The organism is Halodesulfovibrio sp. (genome assembly GCF_015482765.1).
Lineage (GTDB): Bacteria > Desulfobacterota > Desulfovibrionia > Desulfovibrionales > Desulfovibrionaceae > Halodesulfovibrio.
In genome coordinates this window covers 38,744-57,810 of the sequence record NZ_JADMLB010000059.1, presented here as the reverse complement: position 1 = coordinate 57,810, position 19,067 = coordinate 38,744, and the positions used below count along the sequence as shown (strand labels likewise).

Sequence of the window (19,067 nt, the reverse complement as noted above, 5' to 3'; positions counted from 1 at the left end):
ACAAAAAAGCCGGACTAACCGGCTTTTTCTTTTTTAATGGCTGTAAAAACAACAGCACAGTATGTAAAAAATTATCTGATAACATTACAAGGCCACATGTGCTGTCACCGTATACTGTTGCCCTACCTATAAGGCTATACAGCGAACACGCTGAAGGGTAACTCAAGTATCAATGCTAATGCCGTTTTAGGAGAAAAAACGTGAAACACATTTCAGCATGCACGTTGGACTGTCCTGACTGTTGTTCAACAATTGTCTCAGTTCATGATGATGGTTCACTGTCCATCAAAGGCAATCCCGAGCACCCCATTACTCAAGGATTCACCTGTAAAAAAGCAAAACATGCTCTAACCCGTATTGCTGACCCAAAACGCATAACAACACCCCTAATGCGTAAAGGGGATAACTTTACCCCTGTTTCGTGGGAAAAAGCCTTAGATGCGATCGCCAATAAAATTTCATCGCTACAAAATACTCCCGAACGCATGCTCCATATCAGAGGGTACGGCTTTCGAGGAGTCATTGCTGATACAAGCCGCTACCTTTTCGGAAAACTTGGTGCATCTGCCACACGTGGGGCGCTCTGCGACAATGCTATCATTGAAGCAAGTATTCTTGATTTTGGAGAATTAGACCAAAACGACCCCGCTGAACTCCTTAATGCTGACTACATTGTTAACTGGGGGCGAGATGTATTTCGTTCTTCTGTCCACACAGCCAAGCTTTTCAATGAAGCACGCGCAGCAGGATGCAAAATAATCAGTATCTCACCTGCTTCTCCAGAAGAAGGACAGCGCATCCACCTCAGTGACAAGCACATTCAACTGCGCCCGGGAACAGACCGTTTTCTTGCTGCTGCAGTTCTCGCCCGCCTCTCAGAAACGGGATTTTCTGATGCCATAACGCGTCACATTTCAAACAGCACACCATTTCTGAGCTATCTCAATACGCTTAAGTGTAATGAGCTTCTGAAACTATGTGGTGTTTCTCTAAAAGAGTTTGAACTGCTTTTCTCCGTCTACAGCGACGAAAGCCAAGCTGTATCAACTATTATTGGATGGGGACTCCAACGCTATGTTTTTGGAGGAGAGAATGTACGATTCATAAACGCGTTATCCATGCTCTCTGGAAACGTAGGTAAAAAAGGAGCCGGTAGTTACGCAGGATTCAGCACAGGTAGAAACTTTAATTCAACATGGCGTTCTAGAGAAACTCCTCCTCGCAAACTGCTACTTCCCAAACTTGCTGATGAAATTTTGAAAGCCGGAGATATTGAGTTCTTATGGTGTGATGGTACAAATGCAATCAACCAAACACCCAATGCTGTGAAAATGGCAGAAGCTTTTACCTCTATTGATATGGTTGTGGTTGTAGATGCTTTTATGAACGATACCGCCAAACGGGCTGACATTATTCTTCCTTGCGCACTTATCTATGAAAAGGAAGATATCTTAGGGTCATACTTCCACAATTACATTCAACACAGCGCAAAGGTCGTAGAGCCTACAGGGGAAGCAAAAGCTGACTACGACATAATTCGTGAGCTTGCTGAACGCTTGAATATACCATTTCCTGACCGCAATGCGATTTTACAACAGGCACTGAATACACCGGCCATAACGAATCTGACAGAAAAGCCCTTAGAGATGATCAGAAAAAAGGGATTTCTACCGACAGATCGTAAGCAAATCGCTTTCAGTGATTTCATATTTGGTCATCCTGATGGTAAATACCAATTGCCTGAACCTTATCTTCATCCAGAACCACAGCGCGATGCCAGCTTCCCATTAACGCTGCTCTCATTAATTAATAAGGATTATGAGCATTCACAAATTCCGGAAGAACAACAGCAGGAACAACTAAAAGCTTACCTCCACCCTACTACACTGGAACAAAACGGTATCGAACCTGAAAGCTCTGCGCTTCTCGTATCTCCAATAGGTAAACTGCCAATACAAGCGTGTGCTGACTCTACGGTACATCCAGAAGCAGTTATTATCCGACGTGGCGGGTGGATGATGTATAACCGAAGCCCTAATGCAATAATTGAAGAGCATATAACGGACGTCGGTGATAATGCTGCATACTACAGCCAGCGCGTACGTATCGAATCAGTCTGATAAAAATAAAAAGCGTGAGCCGTTTGGCCCACGCTTTTTACTGTTTCAATCAATTATTGCGGTAAATTCACCCTGCTGGCAACTGGCATTCTCCAGCCTGTTCCGAAAGCTCTGTCTGTAATACGTAGCCCCGGAGCAGCCTGTCTGCGTTTAAACTCAGAAATTTTAACAAGCCACACAACACGCTCAACATCTTCACGCGCATGCCCTTGAGAAATGATAGCTTCTTTGCTTAAGCGCTCGTCAATGTACTTACGGAGAATAGTATCAAGCTCTTCATATTCAGGAAGAGAATCTGAATCTTTCTGATCAGGACGAAGCTCAGCTGACGGTGCTTTTTCAATAATCTCTACAGGAATTTTATTCCCGCAGTTCTCATTTGCCCACCGACAAACTTTCCAAACAAGCGTCTTTGGAACATCAGCAATAACAGCAAGCCCTCCAGCCATATCTCCATAGATGGTGCAGTAACCAACTGCTAATTCTGATTTATTACCAGTTGTTAACAACAACGCACCAAATTTATTAGATATAGCCATAAGCAGGTTGCCACGAATGCGAGCTTGAAGGTTCTCTTCGGTCACATCAGTATCTGCACCATCAAAAACAGGGGTAAGAGAACCAAGAAACGCTTTAAGCATTGGTTCAATTTCAATGGTTTCAGTCTGAATGCCTAACCGGTTGGCTAGATCCAAAGAGTCATCGATACTTCCCTGACTTGAATACGGAGACGGCATAAGCACGCCGATGACATTTTCTGCACCGAGAGCTTCCGCCGCAACTGCCGCAGTTAAAGCAGAGTCTACTCCACCGGAAAGTCCCAGTACAACCTTTTTAAAACCACACTTACGCACATAGTCTCTAGTCCCAAGAACTAAAGCATGCCATGCCTGTGCTTCGTCGCTGGCATTTTCCAATTCCACACGACCGGACTTTGTTTCCAGATCAACAACAACTATATCTTCTTCAAAAGATTTACCTTTTCCTACAAGCGTTCCATCTGCTGCATAGGCAAGACTTTTTCCTGCAAAAATAAGGTCATCATTGCCGCCAACCTGGTTAACGTACACAAAAGGAAGTTCATAATGCTGAACCATTGATGATAACATCTGTTCACGAACAAACTGTTTTCCTAATGTGAATGGAGAAGCAGAAAGGTTAATTATCATTTCTGCGCCTTCTTCAACAAGAGCACCAAGAGGGTCTTGCGTATACTGTCTGCGGTTCTTCCAGTACGATTTATCGTTCCAAATATCTTCACAAATAGTAATGCCGACCTTCAGACCATTTACGGTCACCAGCCCACGCAGTTTTCCTTGTTCAAAATATCTGTTTTCATCAAAAACATCGTATGTTGGAAGAAGAGTTTTATGGGCAACAATAGAATACTTCCCGTCAGCAATCAGTGCTGCCGCGTTAAAAACAGGCTTACCGACACTATCAGGGTTATGAATAGGTACACCGACCAACGTTGGAGGCATATCCTTCAACTCCACCGCAAGAGTGTTAAGAGAATCCTGACACCCATCAATAAAATCCTGACGCAATAATAAATCACGTGGAGGATATCCACACACAGACAATTCGGGAGTCACACAAAACTGTGCTCCATCTTTCGCAGCTTTTTTTACTGCTTCGGCAATTCTAGATATATTGCCAGAAACATCACCCACAACAGGGTTCAGCTGAAGAAGCGCTACTTTCATTAGATAATATCCGACATAGAATAAAGTTTTCCTGCCTCACGTCCCGCCAGCCACAATGCTGCACGAAGAGCACCAGCCGCAAAGGTTTCTCGAGAGTGTGCATGATGAGTAACTTCGATGCGTTCTCCCGGTCCCATTGCATACACTGTATGAACTCCCACAACGTCACCGCCGCGAATAGTCTGAATACCTATCTCTTCTTTAGGACGCTCGCCAATCATTCCTTCACGGTGATAATTAGCGACCTTATCAAGATCCCACTTTTTAGCTTCTGCAAGGCACTCAGCAAGACGCATTGCTGTACCGCTTGGAGAGTCTTTCTTTTTGTTATGGTGAAGTTCAACCATCTCGAGGTCGTAATCTTCTCCAAGAATCTTGATCAATTCAGGCAAAATTTGAGTAAGAGCATACACGCCTACGCTTGTGTTCGGAGCCCAAAACATAGGAGATGTTTTAGCCAATCCTTCAAGCTGAGCACGCTCTTCGTTCGTAAAACCAGTAGTTCCCATTACAATCGGAGTATTGTGCTTTGCTGCAATCTTTGCATTTTCAAGACTGGCAGCCGGTATGGTGAAATCAATAACGACAGCATCACCAACCTTTCCAAGCACCTCATCAAGATCATTTGAAACTTCACAGCCCCAATAATCAAGTCGTCCCTCGTGTCCCTTACGTTCTACAACGGCAGCAAGCTCGTACTTATCGCTCTCTTGCGCCATACGCGCAATTGTTGCACCCATACGACCATTAGCACCCATTACAACTATAGATACACTCATGTCATTCCTCCGAATGTACGACGGTTATTCTTCTTTAAGACAATAGTCCCATTCATTCAAAATATATTGAATGCAGAAGTCCCTCAGCAGACACTAGAACAGACTGTATTGTCCGTTTGATGCATCTGCTGATAGTTTTTTCTTTTTCCCTTCCTCCTTACCACCTGTATCAAATCTCTTTGCATTCTCTTTCTCTGTAACCACTTCAGAAAAATGTTCGTCAGCTTCCGCCGCAACATCACTCTTTTCTTCTAAGGCTACAGCATTATCAGAATCCTCAGATTTCTCTTTGATACTGGAAGGAGTCTCTTCAGCTGCCGCCACAACCTCTGAGTCCATAGTCTGCGTTGAAGACTCACCCTTATATAGTGATAAGAACTCACCTTCCGACAAAATTGTTATCCTGAGTTGCTCTGCCTTAGCAAGCTTACTTCCTGCTTTTTCACCCGCAACCAGAAAATCCAGTTTCTTCGAAACACTTCCGACAACTTTTGCACCCACACTTTCAGCCATATTCTTTGCTTCAGATCGTTTGGTTGTCATTGAACCTGTAAAAACGACTGTTTTACCAGCTAAAGGGTGCTCAGTATCTATTGCAGCAGTTTCTTCCTGCTTTGGATCAAGCCCGATGGATTTAAATCGATCAAGCATTGCCTTATTCGCTTCATTGTCAAAGAAATCAACAATTGATTCAGCAATTTCAGCGCCTACATCAGGAAGTTCCTGTAGTTCTGTCACGTTTGCCAAAGCTAATGCATCAAGATCTTTATACGTCTTTGCAAGAACTTTTCCTGTCTGTTCTCCTACATGACGAATTCCAAGCGCACAAATAAAACGAGATAGCAAAGCAGACTTTTTAACCTCGGCAAGTGCTGTTACGAATTTTTGTGCAGAAACAGGGCCCATTCCTTCAAATTGCATAAGGTCAAGCCGTTTAACTTCAAACAGATCAACTGGGTCTTTTACTAGCCCTTTGTCGACTAACTTTTCTACCCAGCTTTTTCCCACGCCCTGTATATCAAGACCTGCTTTTGATACAAAATGCACAATGGAACGCTTTACCACAGCTGGACATGTGACATTAATACAACGCCAAGCAGCCTCACCTTCTTCGCGCACAGCTTCTGAATGACAAACTGGGCATTCTTTCGGAAACACAAATTCTCTTTCTGAGCCATCACGCTTTTCAACCAGAGCACGAACTACTTCAGGGATTACATCGCCAGCACGTTGAACGATTACAGTATCCCCTTCCATAAGCCCTTTGGCTTGAATCTCATCTTCATTATGGAGAGTTGCTCGAGAAACAATAACACCACCGACCTCTACAGGTTCTAAAATAGCTACCGGAGTAAGAACACCTGTTCTCCCTACCTGAATAGCTATTTCTTCCAATTTCGTAACGGCCTGTTGTGCTTGAAATTTAAATGCAATCGCCCATCGCGGGAACCTTGCTGTAAAGCCCAGAGCATTTTGCAACTCTAAATTATTAAGTTTTGCTACCATCCCGTCTATTTCAAACGGTAAGGAATCTCGCTTTTCACCGAGCTGTTCAAAAAGCGCATTCACTTCATCCGGGCTACCACACAATTGAGCATCAGGAGGAACAGTAAAACCAAGGTCAGATAAACCATTAATGACTTCTTCCTGTGTACTCCACGCCTGTTCCTCACCTTCCCATTCGACGACCCCGATGCCATACGCTAAGAACATAAGCGGACGAGCAGCCGCAACAGATGAATCCAACTGACGCACAGATCCCGCCGCAGCGTTACGAGGGTTAGCAAAAACCTTCTTTCCGTACTTACGCTGCGACTCATTCAGCTTTACAAACGCATCGCGCCTGATAACAACCTCACCTCGAACCTCTAAGCGGGTTGGAACACGGTTGCCGCGCAATCGAAGTGGTACATTTTTGATGGTACGAACAGTATGTGTCACAACCTCACCGGTTGTGCCATCCCCACGGGTTAGTGCAGTTGAAAAAGAACCATTTTCGTAAATGATCTCCATAGCGAGACCATCCATCTTAGGATCAACCCAAAATTCTAATTCAGCATCTGCCTGTTGACGCTTAATGCGTTCAACAAAAGCTAAAAAGTCTTCTCCATTAAATGCATTATCAAGACTGAACATTCGCAGACGATGATCCTGCGATTTCAAACTGGGCAGAACCTCACCGCCAACCTTCATCGTCGGAGAATCAGCTGTAACAAGGTCCGGATATGACTCTTCCAACCCTTTTAATTCTCGAAACAATACATCATATTCAGCGTCAGTAATCTCAGGAGCATCCTGAACATAGTACAGATAACTATGATGCTCGAGTTCACTTCGAAGTTGGAGAACCCTTTCTTGAGCTTCATCAAAAGACAGCGTGGTAGAATCAGACATGCGACACCTTATGTGATCTGTGTAAGCAAGCTTACAACTTGTTAGCAAAATAATATGGCATTAGCCCCTTACGTACTCTACATGCCTAGTCGGCACTGATCGCTTATACGCTAATACATTTTAGACACGCTGGATACTTTCCTTACCCCCTCTTGTCCAGTGCATTGTCTTTCAGCAACCATTACTGAATCTATAAAAAAAGTGTGGAATATGGTCATATACCACACTATTCCACACTCTTAAATATCTCTAACGTACAGAGAAGCATGCCTCCATAAATAACAATATGTTAACAAAAAGGCAGCCACCTCTGTTTATATATATAAACAGAGGCAAAAAATAGCATATTCTAAATAAATACTCTTACATATAAAGATGTTATAAAAGTCGCGCAAATTCTTCGAGCTTTTCTTGAGCACCTACAGCAACAATTGTGTTTCCAGCTTCCAGCACCGTCCTGCCATCCGGATTAAATATCATATCTTCCCCATCTTTTTTGATCGCAATAACAATGAGGTTAAATTTAGGACGGAGACCGGATTCAATTAAATCTTTCCCTACAAGTGATGAACCTTCATGGATGGTAAGTTCTTCCATCTGAATATCCATCGTGCTGCGTCTATTAGCCAACTCCATAAAGCTGGTAACTGTAGGGCGCAATACAGATTGTGCTAATCGCAGCCCGCCAATGTGGTTTGGTAAAATAACAGAGTCTGCTCCCGCCTGCTTTAACTTACTCACGCGCTGGTGCGAACTTGCCCTTGCTACAATATGAAGGTCTGCATTCATTTCACGTGCACTCAGAACTACATAAACATTTGCAGCATCTTCAGAAAGAGCAGTGATAAGGCTCTTGGCATTTGCTGTCCCCGCCTGAAGAAGTACATCATCAGATGTCGCATCCCCTTCTATATACAATATCCCCTCTTCTTGAATAAGGGCTATTGCCTCCGGGTCATTCTCGATAACAACAACATCTTGCCCTTCCGCAACAATTTCTTTCACGACAACAGAACCAATGCGACCATACCCGCATACAACACAGTGATTTTTTAATTTACCAATTGTCTTAAGCACCCTGCGGCTCCCTATAATGTGAAAAAACTTTCCTTCAACCAATAATTGAGAAAAGGCACCCAGAATAAATGCAAAGTTACCAACCCCGGCTAAGATCAAGAAAGACGTTAAGATACGTCCCTCTGTTGATAACGGCTGAACTTCACCAAAGCCTACGGTCGAAAGAGTAATAACAACCATATAGATAGCATCAGACATGGACCAGCCTTCCAGCTCCATGTACCCATACACAGCAAGAGCAACTACGCCTAAAATGGAAACCTGACTGACCATTAACGGCCAAAAGACTCCAAGCTGGTTTCGCAGGCGAACAAGTCGAACAAGAAAAGACCTAGAAAGTAACTTCATGCGGTTCCTCAGATTAACCGGTTTCGAGCAGACGTTCCCTAAGAATATGAATTTGATCGCGCAGCTCAGCTGCTTTTTCAAACTCAAGTTCTTTAGCAGCTTCACGCATTTCACGTTCAAGTTTAGAAATCATTTTCGCAAGCTTTTTAGGATCATTTTCAATCTCAGGCGCTATACCAAGCCCCTTCTTACCTTTCTTGCCTTTTTCTGTATCTTGAGCAGTTGTAGAAATAGTATCGAAAGGTGTTTCTATACGCTTAACAATTGTCTGCGGAACAATTCCATGTTCTTCATTAAATGCAATCTGCTTCTCTCGTCTTCGTTCAGTTTCTCCCATGGCAGCCTTCATACTCTTTGTAATGGTATCAGCATACATAATTACTTTACCACTGACATTTCGAGCTGCACGACCAAACGTCTGAATCAACGAACCTACAGAACGCAAAAAACCTTCTTTATCTGCATCTAATATTGCTACCAAAGAAACTTCCGGAATATCAAGCCCTTCTCGCAACAAGTTAATACCTACAAGAACGTCACATTCCTTTCTACGTAATGCCTGAATAATGGCCATACGCTCAAGAGCATCGATATCTGAGTGTAGATACTTTGTACTCACACCCATATTTTTAAAGTACTCAGTAAGGTCTTCAGCCATACGCTTTGTAAGAGTTGTTATAAGTACTCGCTCATTACGCTCTATGCGCTGCTTACACTCCCCAAGCAAATCATCCATCTGGCCTTTTGTAGGTCGAACTTCAAGTTCAGGGTCAACCAAACCCGTTGGGCGAATAATCTGCTCGACGACAAGCCCTTGAGTACGTTCCAACTCCCACTTACCGGGCGTAGCAGAAACATACACAGTCTGCCCTATACGCTCTAGGAATTCATTAAACTCAAGAGGGCGGTTATCCAATGCGGAAGGAAGACGAAAACCAAAGTCCACCAGAGTACTCTTACGAGAGCGGTCACCTTTGTACATAGCGCCAACTTGAGACACAGTAATGTGGCTTTCATCTATGAACAAAAGAAAGTCTTTGGGGAAATAGTCAAGCAAACAAGCAGGAGGATCACCCTCTTTACGGCAATCCAAATGACGGGAGTAGTTTTCAATGCCTGTACAGTAGCCCATCTCCTCAATCATTTCGAGATCAAGCATTGTCCGCTGTTCTAACCGCTGTGCTTCAACAAGCTTATTCCCCGCATTGTATTCAGCAAGACGTACTTGCAACTCATCACGGATATCAGAAACAGCTCGCTTCAGGTTGTCTTTATCTGAAACATAGTGACTTGCAGGATAGATTACGGTCTTACCAACGCTGCCAATAATATTACCTGTAATCGGATCAATCTCGTGCATCGCATCTATATCATCACCAAAAAATTCAATACGTAACGCTTTTTCATGATGATAAGCAGGAATAACCTCTAATACATCTCCGCGAACTCGAAATGTTCCACGGTGAAAATCATAGTCATTCCGCTCGTACTGAACCTCAACAAGACGGGTTATTATATCATCCATAGATATGGCTTGCCCTACTTCAACAGGGATCACTAATTTGGCATAGTACTCTGGAGAACCAAGGCCATAAATACACGATACTGAAGCAATAATGATTACATCCCGACGAGTTAACAATGCGTGTGTTGCGGCATGACGCAGCTTGTCAATATTGTCGTTGATAGAAGAGTCTTTTTCTATGTATGTATCTGAGGAAGGAACATACGCTTCAGGCTGGTAATAGTCGTAATAGCTAACAAAATATTCCACCGCGTTATGGGGAAAAAGTTCTTTAAACTCATTATACAACTGGGCTGCCAGAGTTTTGTTTGGCGCCAGTATCAAGGCTGGACGCTGAGCGCGAGCTATAGTTTGAGCTACAGAAAAAGTTTTACCCGAACCTGTAACACCAAGCAGAATTTGATCTTGTACCCCTTGCTCGAGGTTGGTCGTCAATTCTTCAATAGCCTGGGGCTGATCTCCTTGCGGAGTGAATGATGTTTCTAATTTAAACAGCGTATCCTGCATTACGTCCTCATTAATTTCAAAGTATAACGCATTGAAACGTTAACATATTCTTAAACAGTTCTATCTGTAACACTAGGTAAAACGTCTTACTAAAAAAATAAATCACCCTGTTGCAGCAAACACTACAATCACATACCATTAATAACTATAGAGAATTTTACTTTCCGTGGAGGGAATCTATGCAGAAAAAATTTGCACCCGCCCTTGGTACCGAGCCTACAGACAGAATATATACCATCTCCGTAACCATACGCAGCTTCAAAGGCCGAAAAAACGTACAGGTACACCTCTTTCGTTCTGACATCCCTGAAGACGAACTGCAAGACCCCAACGTGCTCATGTGTATTGATACTGACTGCGAAAAATATAAGCTGGAACCCCATCTAACTGGAAGTTTGGATGATACTAAACAGATGATTCTGGAAAGTTTCACTCAAGATGAAACAGATGCGATTGTAGCTTACCTTGAGAAGCGATACCATTCACGCCTTGGGGAACTACAAGTTATGCCTCTGACTTTTCCGGTTCCTCAAGGTACGATGCCATTAGCAACGATCCCAGAGGGCAAAAGCATGGGGTTTATCAGGTTCGACAAAGTAACAGACTACCCGCTCCCTTTTGCATTTAGAGGCTTTTACGACCTTGACCAGCATGAGCCGAATATTATTTAAAACAACAGATGCTACTAATAAAAATCCCTGCTCAATTGAGCAGGGATTTTGTATCATAATGGGAAAAAATCTTCGGGAAAAGTCCATTGCCCCTGAATAGTAGGCGCGTCAAGCGCTGTATGCAGGCGTGTTAAAAAGTCATCTCTTGAGATCGCGACAGCTCCAAAACGCTCTAAGTTGTCTGTTACCTGCTGACAGTCAATCATCTCAAAGCCCGCCGCAACCAATAACCGAGCAAGCCAAACCAAAGCAACCTTAGAAGCATCTGACTCCTTAAAGAACATTGACTCGCCGTAAAAGACTTTACCTAATGAAACACCATAAAGACCGCCGACTAACACATCCCCGCGCCATGTTTCTATTGAATGCGCCAGACCAGCCTCGTTAAGATCACAATACGCTTTGACCATATCCTCTACTATCCACGTACCATCTTCGTCTGGTCGTTGAGAACTGGCGCAATTACGAATAACCTCTTCAAAAGCTGTATCAACTTTTACAGTAAATTTTTGAGAGTTAATCACTCTGCGCAGACTTCTTGGAATATGTAAGTCTTGAGGAAATAAAACAAAACGAGGATCAGGAGACCACCATAAAATCGGCGAATCATCATCGTACCACGGGAAAATTCCGTTTGCATAACCATTAACAAGGCGCTCAACACGCAAATCGCCGCCGACAGCAAGTAGTCCCTCACGATCCGCTAACGCTGGATCCGGAAAGGCTACATCATCGTCTGAAAGTAAATATACCGTCATAGCTACTTTTATAAAAAATGCCTTACGTTGGTCGGTAGATAAAAAACAGCGCTACTGTCTACGGTTGAGCAAACAGCAGCACTGTTGATGAATCTACTCTGCTTTTTTCTTTTTAGAACTCAATGGCAAGAATGTCATACTCAAGCCTAAGTCATCAGCATTTTGCGGTGCTTTTACATCCTTCACATCAACGGTTGCAATGCCGCCTTTCTGAAGATCACCGAACAGAACCTCATGTGCAATCGCATCCTCAAGACCTGTTCTGATGACACGACGCATTGGACGAGCACCAAAAGCATTATCATATCCTTTAACAGCCAGACGCTTACGTGCAGCATCAGTTAATTCTATCTGCACACGTTTTGACTTCAGCATCTCTTCAAGTTCAGTCACAAACTTATCTACAATGCGTTCCATGATAGGTTCTCCTAAACCATGGAACGGAACCATTGCATCAAGTCTGTTTCTAAACTCAGGACTGAAGGTACGTTCGACAGCTTTTAATCCACGCTGAGCAACATCAACCTCAGCTTGAGCGCCAAATCCAATAGACTTAGCTGCCATTTCACGGGCACCGGCATTCGATGTCATGATCAGAATAATGTTACGGAAATCAGCTTTTCTGCCGGAATTATCCGTTAGCGTTGCATAATCCATTACCTGCAATAAGATATTGAAGATGTCAGGGTGCGCTTTTTCAATTTCATCGAGTAAAACAACGGCATGAGGATGCTTGCGCACCGCATCCGTCAATTGACCACCCTGATCAAATCCAACGTATCCCGGAGGCGCTCCGATAAGGCGGGATACAGCATGTTTCTCCATGTATTCACTCATATCGTATCGTAAAAATTGAACCCCTAACTGTTCTGAAAGCTGACGAGCCAATTCTGTTTTACCAACACCAGTCGGTCCATAAAACAAGAAAGAACCCGTCGGACGGTCATCACGACCTAATCCGGCACGGCTACGTAAAATTGCCTTACCGACGATCTCAACAGCTTTATCCTGTCCGTAAACTTGAGCCTTCAAGTCATCAACAAGACCAGACAACTTCTGCCTATCACCGGTAGAGACACGCTGTTCCGGTATGCGAGCAATTTTAGCAACAACACGCTCAATATCGTTCGCAGTAATAGTGTTGCTCTTTCTATGTGTTCCATGCAATCGATACGCAGCACCTGCCTCATCAATTACATCAATAGCTTTATCAGGTAAAAAGCGCTCCGTAATATAGCGGGCAGAAAGTTCCACAGCAGCTTTAATTGCAGGCTGACTGTATCGAACACCGTGATGTTCTTCATAATAAGGTTTCAAACCTTTTAAAATAGCCATACACTCATCAGTGGTCGGCTCTGGAACATCAATTTTTTGGAAACGTCTGGAAAGAGCTCGATCTTTCTCGAAATGGTTTTTGTATTCTTCATAGGTTGTTGAACCTATGCATTTAATACCACCACTTGCTAGAACCGGTTTTAAAATATTTGACGCATCCATAGAGCCACCGGTCGTTGCACCGGCACCAACTATCGTATGGATTTCATCAATGAAAAGGATTGCACCTTCAATCTTTTTAAGATCCTGAATAACGCCTTTCAAACGTGATTCAAAGTCACCGCGATACTTTGTCCCCGCCAGCAGTGAACCCATATCAAGAGCATAGATCTGTGCGTCATAGAAGCTTTCCGGAACATTGCCGTCGATAATACGAACAGCAAGCCCTTCTGCTAATGCTGTTTTACCCACTCCGGGCTCCCCAACAAATAACGGGTTATTTTTCCGACGACGAGCTAATACTTGGATAGTACGTTCCAATTCAGCTTTCCTGCCGATTAACGGATCAATCTCTCCCTGCTTAGCCTTTTCTGTCAAATCAACACAAAATTCAGTCAGAGAATCTGTGCGGGATTCATTGCTGCCTTCTTCGCCCATCATTGCCCATTCGCTTCCGTCCATTTCATGAGAAACAACTTCCAGAATGTCTAGACGGGTAACCTCCATATGACGCAAGAAGTAAAGAGCATAAGAATCTTCTTCTTCAAAAATAGCCGCAAGAACATCACCTATCTCAACAACTTCACGACCTGAAGCTTGCATCTGCATTGCAGCACGCTGTAACACCCGCTGCACACTGATCGTACGGATAATTTCAGTCGGAACATCTTCAGGCAACGGCTCTAGGTGAGATGAAAAAAAGACTTCAACACGGTTTAACAGCGACGGCACATCAGCGCCGGCCTGTTCAAGAATAAAATATCCCTGATCTTCCTGTGCTATCCCATAAAGAAGATGTTCCAGGGTTAAAAACTCATGATTGCGTTCCTGAACTTCATGAACCGCATTAGCGATTGCCTGTTCTAAATGCATACTCAGCATATTACACCTCTTCCATTGTGCATTTTAGAGGATAGCCAGCTTCCTTGGCACGAGCGCGTACAATTGCAATCTTCGTTTCTGCAACTTCTGCGGTGTAAATACCACACTCTCCAGCGCCTTTCTCATGGATACTCAGCATAATCTGTGTGGCTTGTTGGGTTGTTTTTCTAAACACCTCAACAAGAATCAAAATGACGAAATCCATTGTGGTATAGTCATCATTGTGCATGAGCACTCGAAATTTTCGAGGCTCCTTCAAGTCTTCTTCTAGTAGAATGTCAGAATCAAAATCCGGTCTATGATGTTCAGCCATAATGAATCCATTGCATATAGTATTGTTAATGCCAGATACGGGAATTACAACCAGTAGAAGAGGAAAAAAAGTCCTCTACATACTTTTTATAGTGTTTTCAGCAAACTCTGACACTCTTCTTCTGAAAAATAAAAACTGTCCTGCGGCGCAAGCCCAAGCCTTTCCCGATAAGCCTTATGAAGCTCATGATATGTTGCTGTTGATGCACTTTCTTTGGGCAAAACTAATTTTTCTGCCAGCGATAAAATATCATCGCGCTCGCCTTCCAACTCAATAACAGTGTCAAAAGACAGTTCATCAAGGCAAATAACAACATTATCGAGCATCCACTCTTCACGCATTTTATCATAACGGAACGCACCGTCATATCCCAGTCCTTCCAGAATAGCATAGGTTCCGTCAAAGCTCTCGACTAATGTTTCCCGTTCATCGTATATTTTGACGTCTTCTGGAATGTCACCTTTTGGAGGAAGTTTCAATGTAAGAACAGTCTCATGAGAGTCTTTCCATTGCTTGGTACGTAGACGCAGCAACTTACCTTCTTCTTTCATTTCACGCTGTGGAGAATCAAAAACAACATTACGCTCCAGATGTCTGCCTTTACACAAACCACCGAGTGCTGATAGTTTCTCGCGCACCACAGAAAGGTCGACATGTACAAATTTTAATTCTATTTCGAACGCCATAAAATAACTTCCAAAAATTTTTTATTACTATAACCAAGGACACAGCATGACTAAGATTATTCTTTTGTTTTGTGCTGGAGGATTCGGCAGTTTAAGCCGCTACCTACTCTCAGGAGTTTTTCAGCGGGCAATAAACATTAGCTTTCCTATTGGCACATACCTTGTCAACGTTATCGGCTGCTTCTTGTTCGGTCTAATATGGGCATACGCACAAGACAGACTTTCGCTGTCACCGGACTTTAGAGCAATCATCCTCACCGGTTTTATGGGAGCTTTTACTACGTTTTCCACATTCATTTTTGAATCTGCAGCCCTTTTAGACTCTACACAATGGCCATACTTTCTTTTAAATGTGGTCGGTCAAATAATTACCGGAATTATCCTACTAAAGCTCGGACTCTCATTAGGTAGAATGCTATAGGAGAAAAGAATGCATCACTTACAAGGCACCGTACAAAGATTAAGTATCTACATTAGTGAAAAAGATCAGTTTGCAGGACAAAGCCTCTACGAGGTCATCATGGAACAAGCAAAAAATGCCGATTTGGCAGGTGTCTCAGTTTTTAGAGGACTCTACAGTTACGGTAGAGACAAAAAGATACACTCTATGGGTATATTACGTATCTCTGAAGACCTCCCCCTTCTTATACAAATAATCGACACAAAAGAGAACATTCAAAACTTTATTCCAAAATTAGAACAATTCGCCGCTGAGGCGCTCATACTACAGGAAGATGTAACAGTCGTATCCTCAGCAAAATAAGTATAAAAAAAAAGCTCAAAGACCTGCAAGAAATGCATATCTTTGAGCTTTTTTTTATTAACAATTGAAACTACATAATAGCTTCTTTAATTGCCTCAATTCCTTCCTTTTCTACGAACTTAGAAATACGCACACGTTTTCCTGAGTTTTCACGGTAGTAATCAAGGAACTTCTCAATAAGAGCCTGTGCTTCGTCCTGGGTTAAATCCTTAGCAAGAGTATCACCAATACGAGGACGAGGGCCGGAGTTACCGCCTACAATTACTTCCCAACCTTTTTTGGTTCCTACGAGACCGATGTCACGAACACGGCTTTCGCCACAGCACATTGGGCAACCGGAAATACCAAACTTAACTTTAGCAGGGAATGGCTTGCCGTACATAGATTCTTCAATTTCAAGACCAAAGCCGAGAGAATCCTGTACGCCGAGCTTACAGACTGCAGTACCTGGACACGCCTGAACGTAGTGAACACAAAGCTCTGTCGCACGGCCAACTTTCCACTTGAGCTCTTCCCAGATAGGTTCAACCTGCTCCTTTTTCATTCCTACAAGGGCCATACGCTGACCAGAAGTAATTTTAATAATAGGTACTTCATACTTACGACAGACGTACGCGATAGTTTCGAGAACATCTGGAGTCAACATACCAGCCGGAGTACGAGGAACAATAGCATAGGTTTCTTTATCACGCTGTAAAATTGCACCATCTGGAGTAGTCATATTACGCCCTTCTTAATAGTTATTTTTATTATAAATTATTTATAAGTGTGCTTTAAAAGAATTTCTTCTCTCAAACTGTGGAGGCCTTGTACACTACAGTATACACACTGTCCATCCTTATTAGGAATTACACCCAATAAAATCTTACCAAACCAACCGCGGAAAAGTCACTGTCCCATTGTACTACAAGATGAACAAAAAGGACTACACAAGACTCTATCCGCCAAATAAAAGACTCGACATATAAAAAACAAGCAGATTACTGCTTGTTTTCATTTTTATTTAGTATGAACAAACAACTTACATCATGTTTGGTTGCCTACTCAATATTTACACTTTTACTTAATTATCAAACAATCCGCAACAGTTTGTAGATGCTGCAAGTTCAAAACCAAACAAGGAGCTCCGTTGGGCTTAATAGAAACTCCCGAAATCATTTCGATATGTTGATAAAGAAGCCCTACTGTTTTTACAGCTGCTTGCATATCACCGGCAATACCATCAACAATCAACCCAAACGTACCAGATAAAGACTGAATAACCACACATTGCTCATGGCCACCTTGCCCCTCCAGTCCAACGTATTCTCGCAAGCGAACATACGGAATTGCTTCACCACCAATGATGACCTTGTTCTCTTTAGCTTCAACGCCCATTTTAGTGCTACATTCAATACATTCTGAGACCTGATTTATCGGAACCAGATATTCCTCATCTCCACATTGAACCAACAAGCCTTCAACCATTGCCTGTGTTACTGGGAAACTAATTCGTATCAACTTCTCTTTGCTTTCACTTGTCTCAACTGACATAGCTCCATGCATATCAAAAAATTCTGACTGAAGTTTCACAAGTGCTGGCGCAGTAGAAATCACATTATCTTTTTCGTTTTTTGCTTCAGGATGAATCAGAAGTAATAAAACGTCAGTTCCAGAGTACTCAACCGATAAGGATATTGCTATAGAATGGCTATATTCAAAACAAGTTGAAAGGACTATAGACAGATATGCTGTTAAAGCCTCAATCATTCTTTCGGCAACAACTGCGTCGACTTGAACGTCTGTCCCTTCTAAAGAAAACTGAACTGACCGGCCGACTTCACCCGCTGCTTCTTCCAGCCATTCTTTCATTGCCAACAATAAAGGTTCCAAAGAAACCATGCGCAATTCAAGTGCTGAGTCCTTTAACACGCAATAAAGACGATCGACTTCGTCTGCAATACTCCGCAACAAATCATCTTCATGATTCAACGCATGATCATATAATCGTGACTGAATCCCTGACAATTCACTTACACGGGATATTAAACGGTTAAGTTTAGCCTCATGTTCTTTACTACGCTGTAAAGTTGGAATCCCTGCCCTTAAAGCAAACTGGTTTGTACTGCATGCACTTTTAATTAATTCTATATCAGGTAATGCAGAGCATGAAGAGGTTATAGCTTCCTCTACAGAAGTGTCAGCAATAACTTCTGACTCGCTTTCTGCACTTATGGCATTGCCCTTACCTTCGACGGCCTCAATGTCCTCAAAAAATTCTTTTGCTGTTGTGGTAAGGGAAGTCTCATCCCTGCTTTCATTGGCAGTTTCATCAAAAAAAGAAACGGGAACATCGTCATTATATTTATTAGTTACATCATTAGGATAGGCAAACTCAGAGGAGTAACCTTCTGAACCACCGTCCACAGAGGTCTCTTTTTCAAATTCAGGTAACAATACAGGCTGCAAAACATCAGACAATTCTGATGCAACCTCTGAAAGATCAGCATGTCCACGTCCAGCAGATGACAAAAAATACTGAGAAAAAACCCCAGTTACACTTTTAGTATGAAACTCTGTAGTAACACCAAGTTGAACAGATTCAGAGGTACCTAACGCATCAAACTTCGGACAAACGATTGCTTGTCCTTGTTCCTGCGGTTTCATCAATAAAATATGATATTGTAGATAACGACTACCAACAGTATATTCATCCAAAGCAGGCAACGCTGTTAACTCTGGAAGATAAAAAATAGAGCCTTCTTCTTTGTGTGCAGCAAAAAAGGAAGCAGGAGTTTCTGTTGCCAGATCAGACTGCAACGTCAGGCGTACATAAAAGACTACGCATAAATCATCACCAGCTCCGACTTGCACTAGAGAAGAAGTCATAGCTGTATGATTTTCATGACGCTCGACACCGTCACGTTGTGTATACATGTCATCTAACATTACATTTTGCCTTTATTTACAGAGGGATAAAAATACACCCTTTTACAAAGAACACCTATGAGAAATCATGAAAAAAACGGCAAAAAAAACACCAAAACTCAATAAGAGGTTTTGGT

General features: G+C 42.7%; 15 protein-coding genes. 4 read left to right on the top strand and 11 right to left on the bottom strand.

Features of this window, described 5'->3' with window-relative positions; all coding sequences use genetic code 11:
- Positions 1–200: 200 nt before the first annotated feature.
- Positions 201–2,120 carry a molybdopterin-dependent oxidoreductase gene (locus QZY95_RS10120; protein ID WP_290923019.1) on the top strand — a complete coding sequence of 640 codons (1,920 nt, stop codon included), beginning with the start codon at positions 201–203 and terminating at the stop codon, positions 2,118–2,120.
- A gap of 53 nt (positions 2,121–2,173) precedes the next feature.
- On the opposite strand, the gene QZY95_RS10115 is transcribed toward QZY95_RS10120, so the two are convergent.
- The 5 genes from QZY95_RS10115 to uvrB all read right to left on the bottom strand — a co-directional run bounded on the left by QZY95_RS10115 (position 2,174) and on the right by uvrB (position 10,456).
- Positions 2,174–3,826, bottom strand: coding sequence for an NAD+ synthase (locus QZY95_RS10115; RefSeq protein ID WP_290923017.1), 1,653 nt, complete (start codon positions 3,824–3,826; stop codon positions 2,174–2,176).
- Entirely contained in the window at positions 3,826–4,605 is a 780-nt protein-coding gene (dapB, locus tag QZY95_RS10110) for a 4-hydroxy-tetrahydrodipicolinate reductase (RefSeq protein WP_290923015.1), read from the bottom strand. Before dapB ends, QZY95_RS10115 begins: the two co-directional genes overlap by 1 nt.
- Before the next feature lie 93 nt (positions 4,606–4,698).
- Positions 4,699–6,999, bottom strand: coding sequence for an NAD-dependent DNA ligase LigA (ligA, locus tag QZY95_RS10105; RefSeq protein ID WP_290923013.1), 2,301 nt, complete (start codon positions 6,997–6,999; stop codon positions 4,699–4,701).
- Between the two features lie 378 nt (positions 7,000–7,377).
- Positions 7,378–8,424, bottom strand: a complete 1,047-nt coding sequence (locus tag QZY95_RS10100; RefSeq protein ID WP_290923011.1) for a potassium channel protein — start codon at positions 8,422–8,424, stop codon at positions 7,378–7,380.
- Positions 8,425–8,437: 13 nt separating this feature from the next.
- On the bottom strand, positions 8,438–10,456 hold the full coding sequence (uvrB, locus tag QZY95_RS10095; RefSeq protein ID WP_290923009.1) for an excinuclease ABC subunit UvrB: 2,019 nt from the start codon (positions 10,454–10,456) through the stop codon (positions 8,438–8,440).
- A gap of 179 nt (positions 10,457–10,635) precedes the next feature.
- Between uvrB and QZY95_RS10090 the strand changes: the two genes are divergently transcribed.
- Positions 10,636–11,127 (top strand): hypothetical protein, encoded by a 492-nt coding sequence (locus tag QZY95_RS10090; RefSeq protein WP_290923007.1) that lies wholly within the window; start codon positions 10,636–10,638, stop codon positions 11,125–11,127.
- Positions 11,128–11,180: 53 nt separating this feature from the next.
- Here the strand turns inward: QZY95_RS10090 and aat are convergent, their stop codons facing one another.
- The 4 genes from aat to QZY95_RS10070 all read right to left on the bottom strand — a co-directional run bounded on the left by aat (position 11,181) and on the right by QZY95_RS10070 (position 15,260).
- Positions 11,181–11,885 carry a leucyl/phenylalanyl-tRNA--protein transferase gene (aat, locus tag QZY95_RS10085; protein ID WP_290923005.1) on the bottom strand — a complete coding sequence of 235 codons (705 nt, stop codon included), beginning with the start codon at positions 11,883–11,885 and terminating at the stop codon, positions 11,181–11,183.
- Positions 11,886–11,978: 93 nt separating this feature from the next.
- Positions 11,979–14,261, bottom strand: coding sequence for an ATP-dependent Clp protease ATP-binding subunit ClpA (clpA, locus tag QZY95_RS10080; protein WP_290923003.1), 2,283 nt, complete (start codon positions 14,259–14,261; stop codon positions 11,979–11,981).
- A 1-nt stretch (position 14,262) separates the two neighbouring features.
- On the bottom strand, positions 14,263–14,574 hold the full coding sequence (locus QZY95_RS10075; RefSeq protein ID WP_290923001.1) for an ATP-dependent Clp protease adaptor ClpS: 312 nt from the start codon (positions 14,572–14,574) through the stop codon (positions 14,263–14,265).
- 86 nt (positions 14,575–14,660) lie between these two features.
- Positions 14,661–15,260: a class IV adenylate cyclase gene (locus QZY95_RS10070; RefSeq protein WP_290922999.1), complete on the bottom strand. Its 600-nt coding sequence runs from the start codon at positions 15,258–15,260 to the stop codon at positions 14,661–14,663.
- A gap of 46 nt (positions 15,261–15,306) precedes the next feature.
- Here QZY95_RS10070 and crcB point away from each other — a divergent pair, with 46 nt between their 5' ends.
- Together crcB and QZY95_RS10060 are read left to right on the top strand one after the other, a co-directional pair.
- Positions 15,307–15,681 carry a fluoride efflux transporter CrcB gene (gene crcB, locus QZY95_RS10065; RefSeq protein ID WP_290922997.1) on the top strand — a complete coding sequence of 125 codons (375 nt, stop codon included), beginning with the start codon at positions 15,307–15,309 and terminating at the stop codon, positions 15,679–15,681.
- Between the two features lie 9 nt (positions 15,682–15,690).
- Entirely contained in the window at positions 15,691–16,023 is a 333-nt protein-coding gene (locus QZY95_RS10060) for a DUF190 domain-containing protein (protein ID WP_290922995.1), read from the top strand.
- A 70-nt stretch (positions 16,024–16,093) separates the two neighbouring features.
- Here QZY95_RS10060 and QZY95_RS10055 read toward each other — a convergent pair whose 3' ends face one another.
- Both QZY95_RS10055 and QZY95_RS10050 read right to left on the bottom strand, forming a co-directional pair.
- The gene (locus tag QZY95_RS10055; RefSeq protein WP_290922993.1) at positions 16,094–16,744 is read right to left on the bottom strand and encodes an NAD(P)/FAD-dependent oxidoreductase; all 651 of its coding nucleotides are present in this window, start codon (positions 16,742–16,744) and stop codon (positions 16,094–16,096) included.
- A gap of 338 nt (positions 16,745–17,082) precedes the next feature.
- Positions 17,083–18,951, bottom strand: a complete 1,869-nt coding sequence (locus tag QZY95_RS10050; protein WP_290922991.1) for a chemotaxis protein CheW — start codon at positions 18,949–18,951, stop codon at positions 17,083–17,085.
- Positions 18,952–19,067 lie beyond the last annotated feature (116 nt).

What these genes read in the sequence shown, in the direction of transcription:
- QZY95_RS10115 (WP_290923017.1), bottom strand. Translation starts at nt 3,826, where the DNA reads ATGAAAGTAGCGCTTCTTCAGCTGAACCCTGTTGTGGGTGATGTTTCT.
- QZY95_RS10070 (WP_290922999.1), bottom strand. Translation starts at nt 15,260, where the DNA reads ATGGCGTTCGAAATAGAATTAAAATTTGTACATGTCGACCTTTCTGTG.
- aat (WP_290923005.1), bottom strand. Translation starts at nt 11,885, where the DNA reads ATGACGGTATATTTACTTTCAGACGATGATGTAGCCTTTCCGGATCCA.
- QZY95_RS10055 (WP_290922993.1), bottom strand. Translation starts at nt 16,744, where the DNA reads ATGACTACTCCAGATGGTGCAATTTTACAGCGTGATAAAGAAACCTAT.
- QZY95_RS10050 (WP_290922991.1), bottom strand. Translation starts at nt 18,951, where the DNA reads ATGTTAGATGACATGTATACACAACGTGACGGTGTCGAGCGTCATGAA.
- uvrB (WP_290923009.1), bottom strand. Translation starts at nt 10,456, where the DNA reads ATGCAGGATACGCTGTTTAAATTAGAAACATCATTCACTCCGCAAGGA.
- clpA (WP_290923003.1), bottom strand. Translation starts at nt 14,261, where the DNA reads ATGCTGAGTATGCATTTAGAACAGGCAATCGCTAATGCGGTTCATGAA.
- ligA (WP_290923013.1), bottom strand. Translation starts at nt 6,999, where the DNA reads ATGTCTGATTCTACCACGCTGTCTTTTGATGAAGCTCAAGAAAGGGTT.
- dapB (WP_290923015.1), bottom strand. Translation starts at nt 4,605, where the DNA reads ATGAGTGTATCTATAGTTGTAATGGGTGCTAATGGTCGTATGGGTGCA.
- QZY95_RS10060 (WP_290922995.1), top strand. Translation starts at nt 15,691, where the DNA reads ATGCATCACTTACAAGGCACCGTACAAAGATTAAGTATCTACATTAGT.
- QZY95_RS10100 (WP_290923011.1), bottom strand. Translation starts at nt 8,424, where the DNA reads ATGAAGTTACTTTCTAGGTCTTTTCTTGTTCGACTTGTTCGCCTGCGA.
- QZY95_RS10075 (WP_290923001.1), bottom strand. Translation starts at nt 14,574, where the DNA reads ATGGCTGAACATCATAGACCGGATTTTGATTCTGACATTCTACTAGAA.
- crcB (WP_290922997.1), top strand. Translation starts at nt 15,307, where the DNA reads ATGACTAAGATTATTCTTTTGTTTTGTGCTGGAGGATTCGGCAGTTTA.
- QZY95_RS10090 (WP_290923007.1), top strand. Translation starts at nt 10,636, where the DNA reads ATGCAGAAAAAATTTGCACCCGCCCTTGGTACCGAGCCTACAGACAGA.